The sequence below is a fragment of the Glutamicibacter sp. NPDC055354 genome (genome assembly GCF_053644955.1).
In genome coordinates this window covers 1-17,771 of record NZ_JBSHMB010000001.1, presented here as the reverse complement: position 1 = coordinate 17,771, position 17,771 = coordinate 1, and the positions used below count along the sequence as shown (strand labels likewise).

The following is a 17,771-nucleotide window of genomic DNA, read 5'->3' as shown; positions in this document are numbered from 1 at the left end:
GTTTCCCCTAGGCTTCGGGACGCAGCAGCGGCACCAGCTCGTCGAGCACCGCGGTGTCCTCGATGGTCGACGGGACCGAGTAGTCCTTGCCATCGGCAATCTGCCGCATGGTCTTGCGCAGGATTTTGCCCGAACGGGTTTTGGGCAGCGCCGCCACGACGGTGACTTCGCGGAAGTCGGCCACCGCGCCGATGTGCTGGCGCACCAGCGCGACGATTTCCTTCTTCAGCGTTTCCTCCTGGATCTGCACACCGGACTTGAGCACCACATAGCCGCTGGCCCGTTGGCCCTTGAGCGCGTCGGCCAGGCCGATCACCGCGCATTCGGCCACGGCGGGATGGCTTGCCAGCACCTGCTCCATGGCACCGGTGGACAGGCGGTGCCCGGACACGTTGATCACGTCATCGGTTCGCCCCATGACGAACAGGTAGCCGTCGTCGTCCAGGAAGCCGGAATCGCCGGTGAGGTAGCACCCCTGGATCTGCGAGAGGTAGGTGTCGATGAAGCGCTGGTCGTTGCCCCACAGGGTGGTCAAGGCGCCGGGCGGCAAGGGTAGCCGGACAACGATGTTGCCTTCCTGGTTCGCGCCGAGCTGCTCGCCCAGCGCATCGCGGATCTGCACGTCGAACCCGGGTACCGGGGTGGTCGGCGAACCGGCCTTGGCAGGCAGCTCTTCCAGGCCCAGCGGGTTGGACGCGATCGGCCAGCCGGTTTCGGTCTGCCACCAGTTATCCACCACGGGGATGCCCAGCAGCTTCGAGGCGAAGTGGTAGGTATCCGGATCCAGCCGCTCGCCGGCGACGAACAGCGCACGCAGCGATGACAGATCGTGGCTGGCGATCATCGCGCCTTCCGGGTCGGCCTTGCGCACCGCGCGCAGCGCAGTCGGCGCGGTGAACATCGTTGTGACCTTGTGGTCCTCGATGATCCGGCCGAACGCGCCGGCATCCGGAGTGCCAATGGGCTTGCCCTCATAGAGGACCGTGGTGGCCCCGGCGATCAGCGGCGCATAGACGATGTAGGAGTGTCCGACCACCCAGCCCACGTCGGAGGCGGTGAACATGGTATCTCCCGGATGCACGTCGTAGACCGCGTTCATGGAGTACTGCAAGGCAGTGGCGTAGCCGCCGGTATCACGCACCACGCCCTTCGGGGCACCGGTGGTTCCCGAGGTGTAGAGCACGTAGAGCGGGTGGGTGGATGGCACGGATACTGGCCCGGCCGGCGAAGCGGTCTTCGCCTGCTCATCCCAGTCCAGCCAATTGATCTCCTGGCCGTTGACCTGCTTGCCCTGGTATTCGTCCAAGGAGTGCCCGAAACCATCCCGATGGGCGACGATCACGTCCCTGACCGCAGGCTCGGCCAGGCCCAGCGCCTCGGCCACGGCCGGCAGGTATTCGATGCGGCGGCTTGGCTCGATGCCGCCAGAGGCGGTAATGATCGCGACCGGGGCGCAGTCGGTAATGCGGGCAGCCAGTTCCTTGGGCGCGAAGCCGCCGAAGACCACCGAGTGGATGGCACCCAGGCGCGCGCAAGCAAGCATCGCGATGGCCGCCTGCGGGATCATCGGCAGGTAGACCAGCACGCGGTCGCCGGTCTTCACGCCGCGTTCGGCCAGCACCCCGGCGAAGATTTCCACTTCGCGCAGCAGCTCGGAGTAGGAGTACTCGGTGACAGTGCCCAGCATTGCCGAATCGTAGATCAGGGCGGTGTTATCTCCGCGGCCGGCTTGAACGTGGCGGTCCAGCGCATTGACCGAAAGATTCAGCGTGCCATCCGGAAACCAGCCATACAGCGGCTTGCGCGAATCATCCAGCGCAATCTGCGGCGCTTTGTCCCAATGGATATCCTGGGCAGCTTGCAGCCAGAATGCGGCTGGGTCATTGGTGGCTTGGTCAAAGGCCTGACGGTATTCCTGCGCCATGGTTCTCTCCTCCTGGCCCCGGGCGTCATTACCCGGCACCTGTGTGGTGGTTGAGGTCGTCCTCTTGGCATTAACTGTATGAGTACGATCACATCATCGCAACTTCTTTGTATACATATTTCGAAAAAATCCCAAAAGAATTTGGCACAGCTCACATATTTTCGGGTTTCATGTATACACTGGAGCCATGAGAGCAAGCGACAAGGTTTACGAGAGCCTCCGTGCCGACATCGTCGAATGGCGGCTGGCTCCAGGTACCGTTCTTGCCGAAGTGGAACAGTCAGAACGCCTGGGCGTTTCCCGCACTCCGGTGCGCGAGGCCTTGGGCCGATTGGTCGCCGACGGCTTGGCGGTACAGCATCGCGGACGCGGTGCTGTCGTCTCCGAAGTCAGTGAAGACCACGTAGAAGACCTGTTCGTATTGCGCCTGGCATTGGAATGCGCCAGCGCACGCGAAGCTGCCAAGTCCGCGCAGCGATCGGCCTTCAATCAGCTGGCCGGCCGCTTCGAAGCAGCCGTCACGGAGGTGGAACTTCCCGGCTCCCGGGAGTCCTACTACCAGCTGGTGCAGCTGCTGGACGAGTCCATCGACGAAGCAGCTGGCAACAAGTACTTGTCCAACGCACTGCGCACCTTGCGGGTGAACCTGCAACGGGTGCGGCGCATGGCCAAGGACAATCCCGAAAGGCTTAAGGCTTCCGCCTCCGAGCACGCGGCCATCGCGAGAGCGATCGCCAGCGGAAACCCCGAGGTCGCAGCCGCGGCCACCACAGTTCACCTGCACCAATCCTTCACCCACATCATGGCCCACGCGGCCGGATCAGAAAGGCAGTTACCATGATCAACCACCCAGTACGCGTATACCGCTCAGAGGAAAACCTGGCTCGCGAAGACCAGCTGGCACATAAGATCGCCACGGTTGCTGCCGATCCGGTAGAGGTCACCGCAGAAGTGACCGACATGATCATCAACCGCATCATCGATAATGCTTCGGTCGCGATCGCTTCGCTGAACCGCGGCCCGATCGTCGCCGCCCGTGCCCAGGCACTGGCCCACGCCCCATCCACCGGCGGTGCGGGCGCCAGCGTCTTCGGCATTTCCGAGAAGGTCTCCCCGGAATGGGCCGCATGGGCTAACGGCGTGGCCGTGCGCGAATTGGACTACCACGACACCTTCCTGGCTGCCGAGTACTCCCACCCGGGCGATAACATCCCGCCGATCCTGGCGGTTGCCCAGCACACCGGAGCTTCCGGCAAGGACCTGATCCGCGGCATCGCCACCGGCTACGAGATCCAGGTGGATCTGGTCAAGGCCATCTGCCTGCACAAGCACAAGATCGACCACGTAGCGCACCTGGGCCCATCGGCCGCTGCCGGCATCGGCACCCTGCTGGGGCTGGATGTCGAGACCATCTTCCAGGCCGTTGGCCAGGGCCTGCACACCACCACCGCCACCCGACAGTCGCGCAAGGGTGAAATCTCCACCTGGAAGGCCCACGCCCCGGCCTTCGCCGGCAAGATGGCCGTCGAGGCTGCCGACCGCGCGATGCGCGGCCAGACCTCCCCAGTGCCAATCTACGAAGGCGAAGACGGCGTTATCGCCTGGATGCTTGACGGCAAGGATGCCGCTTACGAGGTGCCGCTGCCGGAGGCTGGCGAAGCCAAGCGCGCCATCCTGGACACCTACACCAAGGAGCACTCGGCCGAGTACCAGGCGCAGGCCTGGATCGATTTGGCCCGCAAGCTGCATGGCGAGCACCCGGAGGCCACCGACCCGGAGAACGTCAAGTCGGTGCTGATCAAGACCAGCCACCACACACACTACGTTATCGGCTCCGGAGCGAACGACCCGCAGAAGTACGATCCGACCGCATCGCGCGAGACCCTGGATCACTCGATCCCTTACATCTTCACCGTGGCCCTGCAGGATGGCGCATGGCACCACGTGGATTCGTACTCACCAGAGCGTGCCGGCCGCGCCGACACCGTGGATCTGTGGAGCAAGGTCACCACCGAAGAAGATGCCGAATGGACCCGACGCTACCACTCGCTGGATATCGCGGAGAAGGCTTTCGGCGGCTCGGTGGAAATCACCTTGAACGATGGCACCGTGATCACCGATGAAATTGCCGTAGCCGACGCGCACCCACTGGGCGCACGTCCCTTCGCCCGCGAGCAGTACATCAACAAGTTCCGCACCCTGGCCACCGGCCTGGTGGACGACGCTGAGATCGACCGCTTCATCGCGGCCGCCCAGAACCTGGAAAACCTGGCCGCCGGCGAATTGGATCAGCTGAACATCACCGCCGCAGCGGGTGTCATCGACGCCGCGGCCGCACCGAAGGGCCTGTTCTAACATGTTGTACTCAACCAAAACCCCCGCAGAAAAGCGCCTTGCGCTGCGCGAGATGCTCACCCCGGGAGCTGCGCGCCAGTTCCCCGGAGCCTTCAACCCGCTCTCAGCCAAGCTGATCAGCGAGAAGCAGTTCGACGGAATCTACATCTCCGGCGCGGTCCTGGCCAACGATCTGGGCCTGCCGGATATCGGCCTGACTTCGCTGACCGAGGTAGCAACCCGCGCCGGGCAGATCGCGCGCATGTCGGACCTGCCGGCGATCGTGGATGCCGACACCGGATTCGGCGAGCCGATGAACGTGGCCCGCACCATCCAGGAACTCGAATACGCCGGCCTTGCCGGCTGCCACATCGAGGACCAGTTCAACCCGAAGCGCTGCGGGCACCTGGATGGCAAGAATGTGGTGGATACCGACACCATGCTCAAGCGCATCGCCGCTGCCGCTGATGCACGCATCGATGAGAACTTCCTGATCATGGCCCGCACCGATATCCGTGCGGTCGATGGCCTGGATGCGGCGATCGACCGCGCCAAGGCGATGGTCGATGCTGGTGCCGACGCGATCTTCCCGGAGGCGATGAAGAACGTCGCCGAATTCGAGGCAGTATGCAATGCGGTCGACGTGCCGGTACTGGCGAACATGACCGAGTTCGGCAAGTCCGAGCTGTTCAACCGCCAGGAACTGGCCGATGCAGGCGTCGCGCTGATCATCTACCCTGTCACCTTGCTGCGCAGCGCCATGGGCGCGGCTGAACGCGTACTGGATGCCATCAGCGAGGATGGCACCCAGGCACGTGAAGTGGATAACATGTTGACCAGGTCACGTTTGTACGAGCTCGTGGACTACGAGGCCTACAACCGCTTCGATACCGGGATCTTCAACTTCCAGGTCCCAACCCTGGACATTGATTCCAACAGCGCGAACCTCTAGGCTCGCAAGCACCTAACACCCCCCCCTGCGCCGGCCGGCACCCGCCGGCCGGCGCTACCCAAAGCATTATTATTCTCCGGCAATGAAGAGGAGCAAGAATGACTGCCACCGAGGAAATCAAGAAGGGCCTAGCAGGCGTCGTCGTTGACTACACCGCCGTCTCCAAGGTCAATCCAGACACCAACTCGCTGCTCTACCGCGGCTACCCGGTCCAGGATCTGGCCGCGAACAAGTCGTTCGAAGAGGTCGCCTTACTGCTCTGGACCGGCGAGCTGCCAACGCAAAGCGAACTGACCGAGTTCAGCGCTTTCGAGCGGGCCAACCGCGCGCTGGACCCACGCGTGAAGGCAGCCATCGACCTGCTGCCAGCTGACTGCCACCCGATGGACGTGGGCCGCACCGCGGTCTCGGTAATTGGCGCCAACCACCCGGAGGCCGAGAACTCCTCCCCCGAGGCGGAGCTGCTCAAGGCCAAGGAACTGTTCGCGGCCTTCCCGGCAGTTGTTGCCTATGACCAGCGCCGCCGTCGCGGCCAGGACGTGGTAGCTCCACGCGAAGATCTGGATTACTCCTCTAACTTCTTGTGGATGACCTTCGGCGAAGAAGCAGCCCCCGAGGTCGTCGACGCCTTCCGCGTGTCAATGGTGCTCTACGCGGAGCACTCCTTCAACGCTTCGACCTTCACCGCCCGCGTGATTACCTCGACGCTTTCGGACCTGCACTCGGCCGTCACCGGGGCGATCGGCGCGCTGAAGGGCCCATTGCACGGCGGCGCCAACGAGGCTGTCATGCATACCTTCAACGAGATCGGCATCGACAAGGAGGAATCCCGCGAGGATGCCGCCAAGCGCGCCAAGTCGTGGATGCAAGACGCGCTGGCCGCCAAGAAGAAGGTCATGGGCTTCGGCCACCGCGTCTACAAGCACGGCGACTCCCGCGTGCCAACCATGAAGGCCGCGCTGGATCGCATGATCGAGCACTACGGCCGCCATGAGATGCTGGGCTTGTACGACGGCCTGGAGGCAGCCATGGACGAGGCCAAGTCCATCAAGCCGAACCTCGACTACCCGGCCGGCCCTACCTATCATCTGATGGGCTTCGACACCGAGATGTTCACCCCGATCTTCATCGCGGCACGCATCACCGGCTGGACCAGCCACATCTTCGAGCAGCGCGCAGCCAATGCGTTGATCCGCCCGCTTTCGGCTTATAACGGCGTGGAGCAGCGCTCGCTGTAGACACACTTCGACTCCCGGTATTGGCCGCGGGTATGGCACAGCCGTGCCAGCCCGTGGCCATTGCCGTGCCAGCTGCGGAACGGCATCGGCTTGCCGTCGTTGCCCGAAGTTGCAGTCCCAGGCCAATGGGCCTATCGTTTAACGATAGATACATTCCGAAGAACGATAAGGTCTATTGCCATGGGAAAATTCAGCATTATCGGTTTGAAGGTAGTTCTGGCCGTGATCCTGGCCGGCACGCTTTTTGTGCAGCTGTTCATAATCCCGATGATCTTGATCCACGAGTCGCCGAGCAACGGCACCGACAAGTTCTTTCAAGCCTCTTTCCTCGGCTACTTGCTTCTCGCCGGGCTCATCATTGAAACCTGCGTCTACAGCGTGTGGAAACTAGCCACGAGAGTTAAACGCGGCACCGTTTTCGATCCCGCTTCCCTGGGCTATGTAACGCCGATCATCATTGCCTTCACGATCGGCGCCCTATCCACTTTTGCCCTCGGAGCGATCTTCGCCGCCAGCACGGAAATTGCACCCGGAGTCGTGCTTCTTGTTGGTGGAGCCGGGGTGCTGATGATCGGCATCAGCATCATCGTGCTCGTACTGCGGCAGTTGCTCGCACAAGCGGCGATGACCGAAGCCCAAGCCGATGCGCTCCGTACCGAACTGGGCGGCGTGATCTAATGGGAATCCGCGTAGATATAGACGTGATGCTGGCCCGCCGCAAAATGGCCGTCGGCGAGTTGGCCGAACGCATCGGCATTACCCCGGCCAACCTCGCGGTGCTCAAGAACGGGCGCGCCAAGGCCGTACGTTTCAGCACTCTTGAAGCCCTCTGCCGGGAATTGGAATGCCAACCCGGCGACCTTTTGATCTTCGAAACCGAACAGGACTAGATGCAGCTCGCTGGCTAGTCCCAGTTCTCGAAGCTGATGCTCTGCACCGAGGTGTTGTCCTGCGCCAGCACGATCTCGACGGTAAATTTCCCGCCGGCTACGAGTTGCGGCAGCCACAACGGGGAATCCTGCCACATCTGCTCCAAGGGCAAGGCCGCCGGATCGGCCCACAGCGGCTCGAGCTCCTCGGTGATGTGCAGCTGGCCCGATGCCTTCCAGGCAATGAAGGTGGCGCATTCCATGTCGGCTGCCGGCTGGGCGGGGAACCGGAAATTGACCTGCGCCGCAGGCTCCAGCTCCTCCGGAGCGAGGAGCAGTCCGGTTTCCTCGGAGAATTCCCGGATGGCCGCTTGCCGCGCGCTCTCTCCCTGCTCGATCTTGCCGCCAGGCAACACGATATTGCCCTTGCCGAATCCGCGACGCTTGCGTCCGAGCAACACGTGCAGCCGTCCTTCGCGCTCCTGCAGCAGCGCCACGAGGGCTACCTGCTTGGCAGAACGCACCTGGTGGCCGGCGACCACTAGTTCACCCTCGGGTGGGCCAGCTGGTAGGCCTCACGCAGCGAATCCACGGTGACCTTGGTGTAGATCTGCGTGGTGGTGACCGATGCATGTCCCAGCAACTCCTGGACCACACGCACATCCGCGCCGCCCTCCAGCAAATGAGTGGCGAAGGAATGGCGCAGCGTATGCGGAGAAACCTCGGTGGAAACCCCGGCGCGCTCAGCGGCCTTCGAAAGCAACAGCCACACCGATTGGCGGGAAAGCCGTCCCCCGCGCTGGTTCAGGAACAACGCTGGAGTTCCCTTTCCCTTGGCGGCTAGCCCGGGACGGGCACGCACCAGATAATCGCTCACCGCACGCTGGGCATAACCGCCCACCGGAACGACCCGCTCCTTGGATCCCTTGCCGAACAAGCGCACAACGGCATCGTCGGCAAAGTGCAGGTCATCGACGTCCAGGTCCACGACTTCGGAAATGCGCGCACCGGTGGAGTACAAGAATTCCAGAATCGCGCGATCCCTCAGCCCGGCAGGGGTTTCGATGCTCACCGATTCGAGGATCCTGGTAACAAGGTCGATGGAGATCGCTTTGGGCAGGGATTGCCCGATAGCCGGAGGCTGGATCTCGCGGGCCGGGTTAGGCGCGCAAATCCCTTCGAGCTCCCAGTACTTGTGCAGTTGGCGGATGGCTACCGAATGGCGAGCGACGGAGCGGGCGCTCAACGGCTTATGCTCTTCATCGCCGCGGGATAGATCCTGCAGGTAGCCGCTGATGGCCAGCTCGGTAATCTGCTGCGGTTGTGCTACGCCGGCTGCCTGCAGCGCTTCAACGTAGCGAAGCAGATCCCTCCGGTAGGAAGCCAGTGTATTCTCGGCCAGCCCGCGCTCGATCGCCAGATGCTGCAGGTAGCGCTTGAGCGGGGTATCGAAGTGGTTGCTCATCCTTCGCGCAGGTATGGGTGCACATCGAATGGCTCGTTCGCATCGCGCAGGTCCAAGTACTTGCTGGTACGCGCTGCATGAGCGGCAAGGATCGCGATTGTCGCGGTGGGATTATGGATCTTGCCTGCCAGCACGGCTGCGACGGCTTCCTCCAGCGGCACCCAGGTGCTGATCATTTCAGCTTCCTCCTCGGTACGCTCATGGCGCTGATCGGCGGCAACCAGTTTCGCATCGCGCGCGAGGTAGACTCGCACTGCTTCGGCCGAGGAGCCCGGGCTCAAGAAGACATCGGTGAGGATCGACCAGTGCTCGGCGGTACGATCCGCTTCTTCCCATAATTCGCGCTTGGCAGCTTCCAAAGGTGGTTCTCCAGCCACATCGAGCAGCCCGGCAGGGATTTCCCACAGCCGCATGCCTACCGGGTGGCGGTACTGGTTGACCATCAAGATGCGTTCTTCAGCATCCATGACCAGAACGCATACAGCACCGGGGTGGTTGATGTAATCGCGTTCAATGGTCGCCCCGGATTCGGAGAGCTTCACCGTGTCATGGATGACGTCCCAGATCCGTCCCTCGTACACGGTTTCACGGTTCAGCAATTCACGTGGTGAGAATTCATCGGCTATAGGATGCAGCGGCACGAGGATCGTCCTTCGGTAGAAAAAGCTGGTCGGTATTCTCCAGCTTAAACAGCTACGCGCCGGTCAGTAACGACCGGCGCGCAGTGCCTTCAGAGTTTTACCTCCGGCAAGCAGTATTACTTACTTGCGCAGCTCCAGAGCTGCCTCGACCAGACCTGCAAACAGCGGGTGCGGGCGAGTCGGGCGGCTGGAGAGCTCAGGGTGAGCCTGCGTCGAAACGTAGTACGGGTGTACTTCCCTTGGCAGTTCAACGAACTCGACCAGGTTGCCGTCTGGCGAGGTGCCAGCGAAGACCAGGCCAGCTTCTTCGAGCTGCGCGCGGTACGAGTTGTTGACCTCGTAGCGGTGGCGATGGCGCTCCGCAACCTCGGTCTTGCCGTAGGTCTCAGCCAGAACCGATCCCTCAAGCAGCTTTGCGTCGTACAGGCCCAAACGCATGGTGCCGCCCAGGTCGCCCTTGCCTTCAACGATGTCCAGCTGCTCTTCCATGGTCGCGATGACCGGGGTCGAGGTTTCAGGATCGAATTCGGTGGACGATGCATCGGTGAGGCCAGCCATGTTGCGGGCGTATTCGATGACCATCGACTGCAGTCCCAGGCACAGGCCCAGGGTTGGCAGCTTGTTTTCGCGAGCGAAGCGCAGCGCGCCCAGCTTGCCTTCCAGACCGCGGATGCCGAAGCCACCGGGGACGCAGATTGCCTCTGCACCCTCAAGCGCCTTGGCGGCCCCTGCTTCGGTAGCGCAGTCATCTGCTGGTACCCAGCGGATGTTGACCTTGGCGTTGTTTGCGAACCCGCCGGCACGCAGGGCTTCGGTGACCGACAGGTAGGCATCGGGCAGATCGATGTACTTGCCCACCAAAGCTACGGTCAGCTCGGTTGCGGGGTTGTGCACGACTTCGAGCAAGCGATCCCACGAAGCCCAGTCGACGTCGCGGAACTTCATCTCCAAGGTCTGGACGATGTAAGCGTCCAGGCCCTGGGAGTGGATGACCTTTGGGATGTCGTAGATGCTTGGAGCATCGGCGCAGTTGATCACTGCTTCGGTGTCCACATCGCAGGTACGGCCGAGCTTGGCGCGCATTTCTGCCGGGATTGGACGGTCCGAGCGGATTACCAGCGAATCTGGCTGGATACCGATCGAACGCAAAGCGGCAACGGAGTGCTGGGTAGGCTTGGTCTTCAGTTCATGGCTTGGGCCGATGAATGGAACCAGGGAAACGTGTACGAAGAATGCGTTCTTGCGGCCGATGTCCTGGCGGACCTGGCGTGCTGCTTCGAGGAATGGCTGGGATTCGATATCGCCGACGGTGCCACCGATTTCCGTGATGATCACGTCAGGTGCCGACTTGCCGGCCCCTGGTTCGGTTGCTGCCAAGCGCATACGACGCTTGATCTCATCGGTGATGTGAGGGATGACCTGAACGGTATCGCCGAGGTATTCACCGCGACGTTCGCGTTCCAGAACGGTCGAGTAGACCTGTCCGGTGGTCACGTTGGCGGTACCCGGAAGGTTCTCATCCAGGAAACGCTCATAGTGTCCGATATCCAGATCGGTTTCTGCGCCATCGTCAGTAACGAAGACTTCACCGTGCTGGAAGGGGTTCATAGTACCTGGATCGACGTTCAGGTACGGGTCGAGCTTCTGCATGGTCACTGAGAGACCACGAGCTCGAAGTAGATGTCCAAGGCTGGATGCCGTCAATCCCTTACCCAGGGAAGAGGCCACACCGCCGGTGACGAAGATATGCTTTGTCGTTTCAGACGACCGAGAATCACGAGTTGAATTACGCTGCACCACGGGATTTCATCCTATCACCATTCCAATATTTCGCATCCTCATAAGACTCTAGTGCACCTCCGGCCAATGCCCTAGCATTGCCGTAATTCAGGGGCTCACCAAGACTTTTAGGCTTTCGCCATTCTCTTGGAAGTGAGCGATGACACTAGGTTCTGCGCTTCTTCAAGCAACTCCTCAGCATGCGCCTGCGCCGTGCCGGATTCCTCTTGGCCGGCGAGCATGCGCGCAAGTTCCTTGACGCGGGCTTCCTGATCCAAGCTGATGACATCGCTGGCAGTGTAGCCAGCTCCCGCCTTCGACTTGGCATCTGAATTCTTGATCACACGAATGTGCCGATCCGCATAGGCGGCCACCTGGGGCAGGTGGGTCACGACGATGACCTGCACATGCTTTGCCAGCATCGCCAGGCGCTCGCCAATGGCCACCGCCGCTTTGCCACCCACGCCCTGGTCCACCTCGTCAAAGACGAAGGTCGGCACCGGGTCGACCGCCGCTAGGACGACTTCAATGGCCAGCATGACGCGGGAGAGCTCGCCGCCGCTGGCACCCTTGCCCAGCGGTCGCGGCGAGGCTCCGGCATGCGGGGCCAGCAGCATGGAAATCGCGTCCTGGCCGAAGGCACCTGGTTCTTCCAGTTCCTTCACCTCGATGACGAGCTTGGCATCCGGCATCGCCAGGGCCTTGAGCTCGGCTGAAACCTGCGCGGAGAGTTTCTTGGCAGCCTTGCGGCGCGCGTCGGAGAGGTCCGAGGCCAGCGAGGCCACCTTGTGCTCCAATTCAACGACTTCTGTTTCCAGCTCCTCGATGCGCGAGTCATCCCCACCGAGTTCTTCCAGACGGGTACGGGATTCGGCAGCCCAGGCGAGCACCTGATCAATGCTCGGTGCGTACTTGCGCATGAGCTTGCTCAAATCGGCACGGCGGGCTTCAATCTGCGCCAAGCGCTCCGGGCCTTCCTCATCGAGGTCGGCAACGTAGGCGGCAAGATCACTGGAGAGTTCCGAGGCGAGAATGCCCAGTTCCGCTGCCCGCTCCGCGAAAGCGGCCAGCGCAGTATCATCGTCACTGGCCTGGGCCAGCACGCCGCGGGCGGTCTCCGCCAAGGTGGTAACGCCCGGGTTCTCGAAATCCTCGGAGTCGATGACGGCTTGCGCCTGCCGGCCGGCGGTGCGCAGGGACTCGACATTGCCCAGCTTCATGGATTGCTCGCGCAAGGCTTCGTCCTCGCCCGGCTGCGGATCCAGGGAATCGATCTCGTCCAGCGCCAGGCGCAAGTTTTCTGCTTCGCGAACACGGTTGCGCGATTCGGTTTTGAGCCCCGCCAGCTCCTTGGAAGCCGATCGCCACTGGCGGTAGGCTCGCTGGTAGTTGCTTAGCGTGCGCGACAGCGAGCTACCTGCAAAGCGGTCCAGGGCATCGCGTTGCGCCACCGGCTCTTTCAGGCGAATCTGGTCCGATTGGCCATGGACGGCCACCAGATCGTGCCCCAGTTCGGCTAGCAGGCCGACAGGGGCGCTGCGTCCGCCGATGGTGGCGCGTGAACGGCCTTGGGCCGAGAGCGAGCGGGAAAGCAGCAGTTCACTGTTCTCCCCCGCTGGTTCGATGAATGCGCCTGCCTGGCCTGCGGCATCGAGCACGTGGTGATCCGGCGGCAAGTGCACCACGGCTTCAGCCAGAGCGTGCTTGGCGCCGTTGCGCACCGCACCGGCATCGGCCCGGCGCCCGAGCAGCAGGGACAAGGCGGTGATCACCATGGTCTTGCCAGCGCCGGTTTCACCGGTGACTACCGTGAGTCCCGGACCAAGCGGAAGCGTGGCCTCGGTGATCACCCCAAGGTTGGATATCTGGATTTCCTGAATCAATGCCTGCTCCCGAATGTCGAGTTCAAGTCGTACCGTGCGCTTTTAGTATATGTGTTCTAACCCTATTTTTCGTAACTATGTTCGAGCGTGTGGAAAGTTTTTCTTCGAGGCCGCTATTCAGTCCTGGTCCTCGGGGCGTCCCACCATGGGAATGCCCGGTTCATCGCGGTAATGCGGATCGACGCTTTGCAGGCCTGGTCCGATCACCGGCAGTGCCGTAGTGGCCGGACGGCGCGCCTCTTCCTTCGCTGGTCCGCGCCAACCGGTAATGGGCAGCTCGAACTTGTTGACCAGGCGCTCGGAAAACGGCGTCGTGTTCAATCGCGCCATGTACACCGGGCGGTCACTGCGCGTTACTTCCACACGGGCTCCCGGCGGCAGCTCGATGGTGCGCCGTCCATCGCACCAGAGCACGGCCCCGGCATCGGTGCGGGTCAGCATTTCGACGGCCATGATCGAATCCGGGGAAATGACCAGGGGCTTGGCGAACAGTGCGTGCGCGGAGATCGGCACCATGATCAGCGCCGCCACGTCCGGCCAGACCACCGGGCCGCCGGCGGAGAAGGAGTACGCGGTAGAACCGGTAGGCGTGGCCATCACGACACCATCGCAGCCGAAGGTGGAGATCGGCCGGCCGTCGACCTCGATCACGACCTCGACCATGCGTTCGCGGTTGGCCTTTTCCACCGCGGCCTCGTTCAAGGCCCAGGTCTCGGCGAGGCAGACGTTGTCCAGCCACACCTTGACCTCCATGGTCATGCGTTCTTCCACGGTGTAGGTCTCATTGACCAGTGCTTCCACGGTGGAGGCCAGTTCGCTGCGTTCAGCTTCGGCGAGGAAACCCACATGCCCGAGGTTTACCCCCACCAGCGGCATCGGGGATTCCCGCACCAATTCCGCGGCACGCAACACGGAGCCATCGCCACCGAGCACCACGCCCATGTCGACGTCCTCGATCTGGCAATCCTCGCCGAGCACCTGCACCGAAGGCACAGCCGCGCCGATCGCTTCAGTCATCGCCAGCTGGTCCTTGCCGCGCATCACCGGGATAGCTCCGGCGGCGTTGAGCAAGGCGCAGGTTTCTATGGCCGCGGTGATGGCTTCTTGGCGTCCGGTATGGGTGAAAATCAGGATTCGGCGCAAGGCGGTCGGCCCCTCTCAGCATCGCGAGGTGCAAAATGACCGTGGTTATCGACCACGGCTAAAACACGTCACTACTAAGAATAGTCAACATCCTGCCCGATGCGTGGAACATCGGCAGGCTGTGGATCCGCTCCTGCGGCAAGCCAAAGGAAGAATTCGACATTGCCGTCCTGTCCCGGCAGCGGGCTGCGTGCCAGCCCGCGCAGGTGCAGTCCCGCGGCTTGCGCGCTGGCGACCACCGCTTCAACGGAGCTGCGGCGCAGGGCGGGATCGGTGACCACGCCGGTGCGGTTCAGGTGTTCGCGCCCGACCTCGAACTGCGGCTTGACCATCAGCAGCAGGAAGCCGCCGTCCTTGGCGGCCCCGGCCAAGGCGTCGATCACCAGGCGCAGCGAAATAAAGGACAAGTCGGCTACTACGAGGTCGACTGGTCCCCCAATATCTTCGGGGGCCAGATAGCGGACGTTCAGTCCTTCGTGGACCGTGACGCGGGGGTCTTCGCGCAGCTCGTCGACCAGCTGGCCATGGCCTACATCGGCTGCTACCACAGATTTCGCACCGCGGCGCAACAGCACGTCGGTGAAGCCGCCGGTCGAGGCACCGGCGTCCAGGCAGTGCAGGCCAGCGGGGTCAATAGTCGTAAAAGCATCTAGGGCTCCGGCGAGCTTATGCCCGGCACGGGAGACGTATTCTTCGCCTTCGCTGGGCACCAGGGCCAGCTCATCGGTGGCGGAAACCTTCTTGGCGGCCTTGGTGGCGGCCTGCCCGTTCAGCAGCACCCGCTGGGCATCGATCAGCTTGGCTGCTTCGGTGCGCGAGCGCGCCAGCCCACGGGTGACAAGTTCTTGATCCAGGCGATTCACGCGCCGTGCTCCGTACGATTCAGTTCTTGCTGCAGGCCGGCAAGCAGTTGCTCATAGATTCCGGCATGCTCGGTAATGTCATGGTCGGCCAGGGAAGACAGCGCCTGCTCCACTGCTGCATCATCCAGCCCGCGAGGGCCAGGGCTCGGAAGAGGATTCTGCGGCTGCATGCTTAGCCCCGGATCTTGCGCAGGGCATCGAGCCCGCGTTCGGTAAACCGGATTTCCGGTTCTTCGTGCCCCGACTGGCGCGGATGGGCCAGCCACCAGGCATGGCAGGCGGCGCGCCAGGCATTCAGGTCCTGGTCGCTGCCCGAGACTTCGATCGCGCCGTTATCGACCTTGGCAACCGCGTCGCCGACCTGCACGCCGTAGCCCAGTACCTTGATGGTCGGGTACGGCCGGTACAGATCAGCCATCGAATTGATGAGGTAGTTGGGGCGCTGCTCGACCGGTGCGCCCAGTGCTGTGCGCGGCGTGTCCACACCGGTCAGCACCAGCGCGGTGGAGAACCCGGCACGGAAGCCGCCAAGGATGTCGGTATCCAGGCGGTCGCCGACGACCAGCGGGCGCTGGGAATCCAGTCGGTCCGCGGCCCGAGCGAACAGGTAGGATTCGGGTTTGCCCGCCACGCGTGGTTCCACGCTCGTGGCCAGTTTCACCGCATTGACCAGCGATCCGTTGCCCGGGGCCAGGCCCTCGGCGCGCGGAATCGTCAGGTCGGTGTTGGTGGCAACCCATTGGGCACCGTGATTGATCGCGTAGCTGGCCTCGGCCAGGTTCTTCCACGAGATGTCCGGGTCGAACCCCTGGATCACCGCTACGGGTTCTTCCTTATGGGATTCGACGACTTCCAACCCGCGCACGGCAATGCATTCGCGCAGGTAGGGGGAACCCACCACCAAAACCTTGGATCCCGGATTCAATTCGCGGGCCAGCATCTCCGCACCGGCGTCGGCAGAACCGAAAACCTGCTCAGCGCTGGTTTTCACGCCCAGCTGGCGCAGGTGGGCCGCGACGGACATCGGCGAACGCCCAGCATTGTTGGTAATGAACGCCAAGGTGACATTCACTTCCGCGAGGGTGTTCAGCGACTCCACGGCGTCGTCAATGGCGTTCGGGCCAGCATAGACGACGCCGTCCAAGTCGGAGAGGACGGAATCAAATCCGGAAATCAGCATTCGGTGGTGGTTCCTACTACTTGAGGTATTTGGCTACTACGCCAAAGCTTACTTCGCCGATTCTTCTTCCACGTCAGCTTCGCCAGCTTCCGTGTCGGATTCGATGACTTCGTTCAGGTCATCTTCCTCGTCGATGCCGGTCTGCTCGGCTTCTGCCTCTTCTGCTTCTTCGGCCTCTGCTTCTGCATCTGCTTCTTCAGCCTCGGCGTCGGCATCTGCGTCTTCAGCTTCCGAAGGCTCGATCAGATCCTTGGCGCGTGGGGTTTCCTCTTCCTCATCCATCTCCGGAGCCAGGTCCATGATGAAGGATTCGGTTTCACGCTCGATGCCCAGGGCGCTTTCTGCAACCTCGACCTGAGCATTCCAGCGCTTCGCGTCTTCTGCACGGCCGGCAGCCGACAGCAGATCAGCGTAGGCAGTGAACAAACGTGGGCTGAAGGAGAAGGCACGGTTGAAGTTCAGCTGTTCCAGCGACTCCAGCTCAGCCAGAGCCTTATCCAGCTTGCCCAAGTCACCATACGAACCGGCAGCAACCATCTGCATTTCAACCTTGACGGCGCTTTCCAGATTGGCGCATTCCTCGGACTGGGCGAGCTCGATTGCCTTCTCTGGGCGGCCCAGGCCACGCAACGAGTCAGCGATCAATGGCAGGTTGTAGTCCGAACCGGAAATACGACGGTGGGTACGCAGTTCGCGCAGTGCATCGGCGTACTTGCCAGCGTGGTAGGCAGCGATGCCAACGGCCTCGCGAACCACCGCGACACGGCCGCCGCGGCGCGATGCTGCCAGGGTGTGCTCGTATGCCAGCTCTGGGTCGTCTTCCAGCAGGCGGCCAGCCATCACCAGGTGCTTTGCGACCCAGCTTGCCGAGCGCTCTTCGAGGTAACGCAGCTGGGCGCGTGCTACGCGGTCCAACTCCTTACCGGTAACATCCTCATCGATATCTGGGGACTGTTCACGATCGGCACGGTTCGAGATGCGCAGATCGCCAGGATTATGTGCGCGCGGTGCGTCACCGCGCTTATCAGCAAAGCGGTCTTCACGTGCTGGGTACTCACCCTTCGAGCGACGGTCGTCGGCACGCTTGAAGCCACCACCGCGGTTGTCATCACGCTTGAAGCCACCGCCACGGTTGTCATCACGCTTGAAGCCACCACCGCGGTTGTCATCACGCTTGAAGCCACCACCGCGGTTGTCATCACGCTTGAAGCCACCGCCACGGTTGTCATCGCGACGCTCGCCGCGGAAACCACCACGGTCATCATTGCGGAAACCGCCACCGCGGTTGTCATCACGCTTGAAGCCGCCACCGCGGTTGTCATCGCGACGCTCGCCACGGAAGCCAGCACGGTCATCATTGCGGAAACCGCCACCGCGGTTGTCATCACGCTTGAAGCCACCGCCACGGTTGTCATCGCGACGCTCGCCACGGAAGCCAGCACGGTCATCATTGCGGAAACCGCCACCGCGGTTGTCATCACGCTTGAAGCCACCGCCACG

The 17,771-nt window shown here is 62.5% G+C and carries 16 protein-coding genes and 1 pseudogene; 6 read left to right on the top strand and 11 right to left on the bottom strand.

Translation table 11 applies throughout. The features are described from left to right. Positions 1–7 precede the first annotated feature (7 nt). A pseudogene (locus ACWICV_RS00085) lies at positions 8–1,966 on the bottom strand (AMP-binding protein); the annotation flags it as partial. 145 nt (positions 1,967–2,111) lie between these two features. Between ACWICV_RS00085 and ACWICV_RS00080 the strand changes: the two are divergent. From ACWICV_RS00080 to ACWICV_RS00055, 6 genes are all read left to right on the top strand, one after another. Then, on the top strand, positions 2,112–2,765 hold the full coding sequence (locus ACWICV_RS00080) for a GntR family transcriptional regulator (RefSeq protein ID WP_400290604.1): 654 nt from the start codon (positions 2,112–2,114) through the stop codon (positions 2,763–2,765). After that, positions 2,762–4,279, top strand: a complete 1,518-nt coding sequence (locus ACWICV_RS00075; RefSeq protein ID WP_400290602.1) for an MmgE/PrpD family protein — start codon at positions 2,762–2,764, stop codon at positions 4,277–4,279. The genes ACWICV_RS00080 and ACWICV_RS00075 overlap by 4 nt, the downstream gene beginning before the upstream one ends. A gap of 1 nt (position 4,280) precedes the next feature. Beyond that, positions 4,281–5,210 carry a methylisocitrate lyase gene (prpB, locus tag ACWICV_RS00070; RefSeq protein ID WP_400290601.1) on the top strand — a complete coding sequence of 310 codons (930 nt, stop codon included), beginning with the start codon at positions 4,281–4,283 and terminating at the stop codon, positions 5,208–5,210. Between the two features lie 98 nt (positions 5,211–5,308). Then, the gene (locus ACWICV_RS00065; RefSeq protein ID WP_400290599.1) at positions 5,309–6,448 is read left to right on the top strand and encodes a bifunctional 2-methylcitrate synthase/citrate synthase; all 1,140 of its coding nucleotides are present in this window, start codon (positions 5,309–5,311) and stop codon (positions 6,446–6,448) included. 180 nt (positions 6,449–6,628) lie between these two features. After that, positions 6,629–7,126 carry a DUF2975 domain-containing protein gene (locus tag ACWICV_RS00060; RefSeq protein ID WP_454152479.1) on the top strand — a complete coding sequence of 166 codons (498 nt, stop codon included), beginning with the start codon at positions 6,629–6,631 and terminating at the stop codon, positions 7,124–7,126. After that, on the top strand, positions 7,126–7,338 hold the full coding sequence (locus tag ACWICV_RS00055) for a helix-turn-helix domain-containing protein (RefSeq protein WP_105659032.1): 213 nt from the start codon (positions 7,126–7,128) through the stop codon (positions 7,336–7,338). The genes ACWICV_RS00060 and ACWICV_RS00055 overlap by 1 nt, the downstream gene beginning before the upstream one ends. 14 nt (positions 7,339–7,352) lie before the next feature. Here the strand turns inward: ACWICV_RS00055 and ACWICV_RS00050 are convergent, their stop codons facing one another. From ACWICV_RS00050 to ACWICV_RS00005, 10 genes are all read right to left on the bottom strand, one after another. Beyond that, complete coding sequence (locus ACWICV_RS00050) at positions 7,353–7,859, bottom strand: 8-oxo-dGTP diphosphatase (RefSeq protein ID WP_332595000.1); 507 nt, start codon at positions 7,857–7,859, stop codon at positions 7,353–7,355. Further along, positions 7,859–8,782 carry a site-specific tyrosine recombinase XerD gene (gene xerD, locus ACWICV_RS00045; RefSeq protein ID WP_454090956.1) on the bottom strand — a complete coding sequence of 308 codons (924 nt, stop codon included), beginning with the start codon at positions 8,780–8,782 and terminating at the stop codon, positions 7,859–7,861. The genes ACWICV_RS00050 and xerD overlap by 1 nt, the downstream gene beginning before the upstream one ends. Further along, positions 8,779–9,423, bottom strand: coding sequence for an NUDIX domain-containing protein (locus ACWICV_RS00040; protein WP_105659029.1), 645 nt, complete (start codon positions 9,421–9,423; stop codon positions 8,779–8,781). The genes xerD and ACWICV_RS00040 overlap by 4 nt, the downstream gene beginning before the upstream one ends. Positions 9,424–9,543: 120 nt before the next feature. Then, positions 9,544–11,223, bottom strand: coding sequence for a CTP synthase (locus ACWICV_RS00035; RefSeq protein ID WP_332487349.1), 1,680 nt, complete (start codon positions 11,221–11,223; stop codon positions 9,544–9,546). A gap of 107 nt (positions 11,224–11,330) precedes the next feature. After that, positions 11,331–13,085, bottom strand: a complete 1,755-nt coding sequence (gene recN / locus ACWICV_RS00030) for a DNA repair protein RecN (protein WP_105659027.1) — start codon at positions 13,083–13,085, stop codon at positions 11,331–11,333. A 117-nt stretch (positions 13,086–13,202) separates the two neighbouring features. Beyond that, entirely contained in the window at positions 13,203–14,228 is a 1,026-nt protein-coding gene (locus tag ACWICV_RS00025) for an NAD kinase (RefSeq protein WP_105659026.1), read from the bottom strand. Positions 14,229–14,302: 74 nt separating this feature from the next. Continuing rightward, a complete protein-coding gene (locus ACWICV_RS00020) occupies positions 14,303–15,091 on the bottom strand; it encodes a TlyA family RNA methyltransferase (protein ID WP_400290589.1) in 789 nt (262 codons plus the stop codon). Further along, positions 15,088–15,261: a hypothetical protein gene (locus ACWICV_RS00015; RefSeq protein ID WP_332487355.1), complete on the bottom strand. Its 174-nt coding sequence runs from the start codon at positions 15,259–15,261 to the stop codon at positions 15,088–15,090. The genes ACWICV_RS00020 and ACWICV_RS00015 overlap by 4 nt, the downstream gene beginning before the upstream one ends. Before the next feature lie 2 nt (positions 15,262–15,263). Then, positions 15,264–16,271, bottom strand: a complete 1,008-nt coding sequence (locus ACWICV_RS00010; protein ID WP_105659024.1) for an HAD-IIA family hydrolase — start codon at positions 16,269–16,271, stop codon at positions 15,264–15,266. 48 nt (positions 16,272–16,319) lie between these two features. Beyond that, positions 16,320–17,771 (bottom strand): hypothetical protein (locus tag ACWICV_RS00005; RefSeq protein ID WP_454152478.1); only part of this gene is annotated, 1,452 nt, incomplete at its 5' end.

Bases quoted from the DNA above. Each gene is read 5' to 3' on its own strand.
- ACWICV_RS00080 (WP_400290604.1), top strand. From the start codon at position 2,112: ATGAGAGCAAGCGACAAGGTTTACGAGAGCCTCCGTGCCGACATCGTC.
- ACWICV_RS00075 (WP_400290602.1), top strand. From the start codon at position 2,762: ATGATCAACCACCCAGTACGCGTATACCGCTCAGAGGAAAACCTGGCT.
- prpB (WP_400290601.1), top strand. From the start codon at position 4,281: ATGTTGTACTCAACCAAAACCCCCGCAGAAAAGCGCCTTGCGCTGCGC.
- ACWICV_RS00065 (WP_400290599.1), top strand. From the start codon at position 5,309: ATGACTGCCACCGAGGAAATCAAGAAGGGCCTAGCAGGCGTCGTCGTT.
- ACWICV_RS00060 (WP_454152479.1), top strand. From the start codon at position 6,629: ATGGGAAAATTCAGCATTATCGGTTTGAAGGTAGTTCTGGCCGTGATC.
- ACWICV_RS00055 (WP_105659032.1), top strand. From the start codon at position 7,126: ATGGGAATCCGCGTAGATATAGACGTGATGCTGGCCCGCCGCAAAATG.
- xerD (WP_454090956.1), bottom strand. From the start codon at position 8,782: ATGAGCAACCACTTCGATACCCCGCTCAAGCGCTACCTGCAGCATCTG.
- ACWICV_RS00015 (WP_332487355.1), bottom strand. From the start codon at position 15,261: ATGCAGCCGCAGAATCCTCTTCCGAGCCCTGGCCCTCGCGGGCTGGAT.
- ACWICV_RS00010 (WP_105659024.1), bottom strand. From the start codon at position 16,271: ATGCTGATTTCCGGATTTGATTCCGTCCTCTCCGACTTGGACGGCGTC.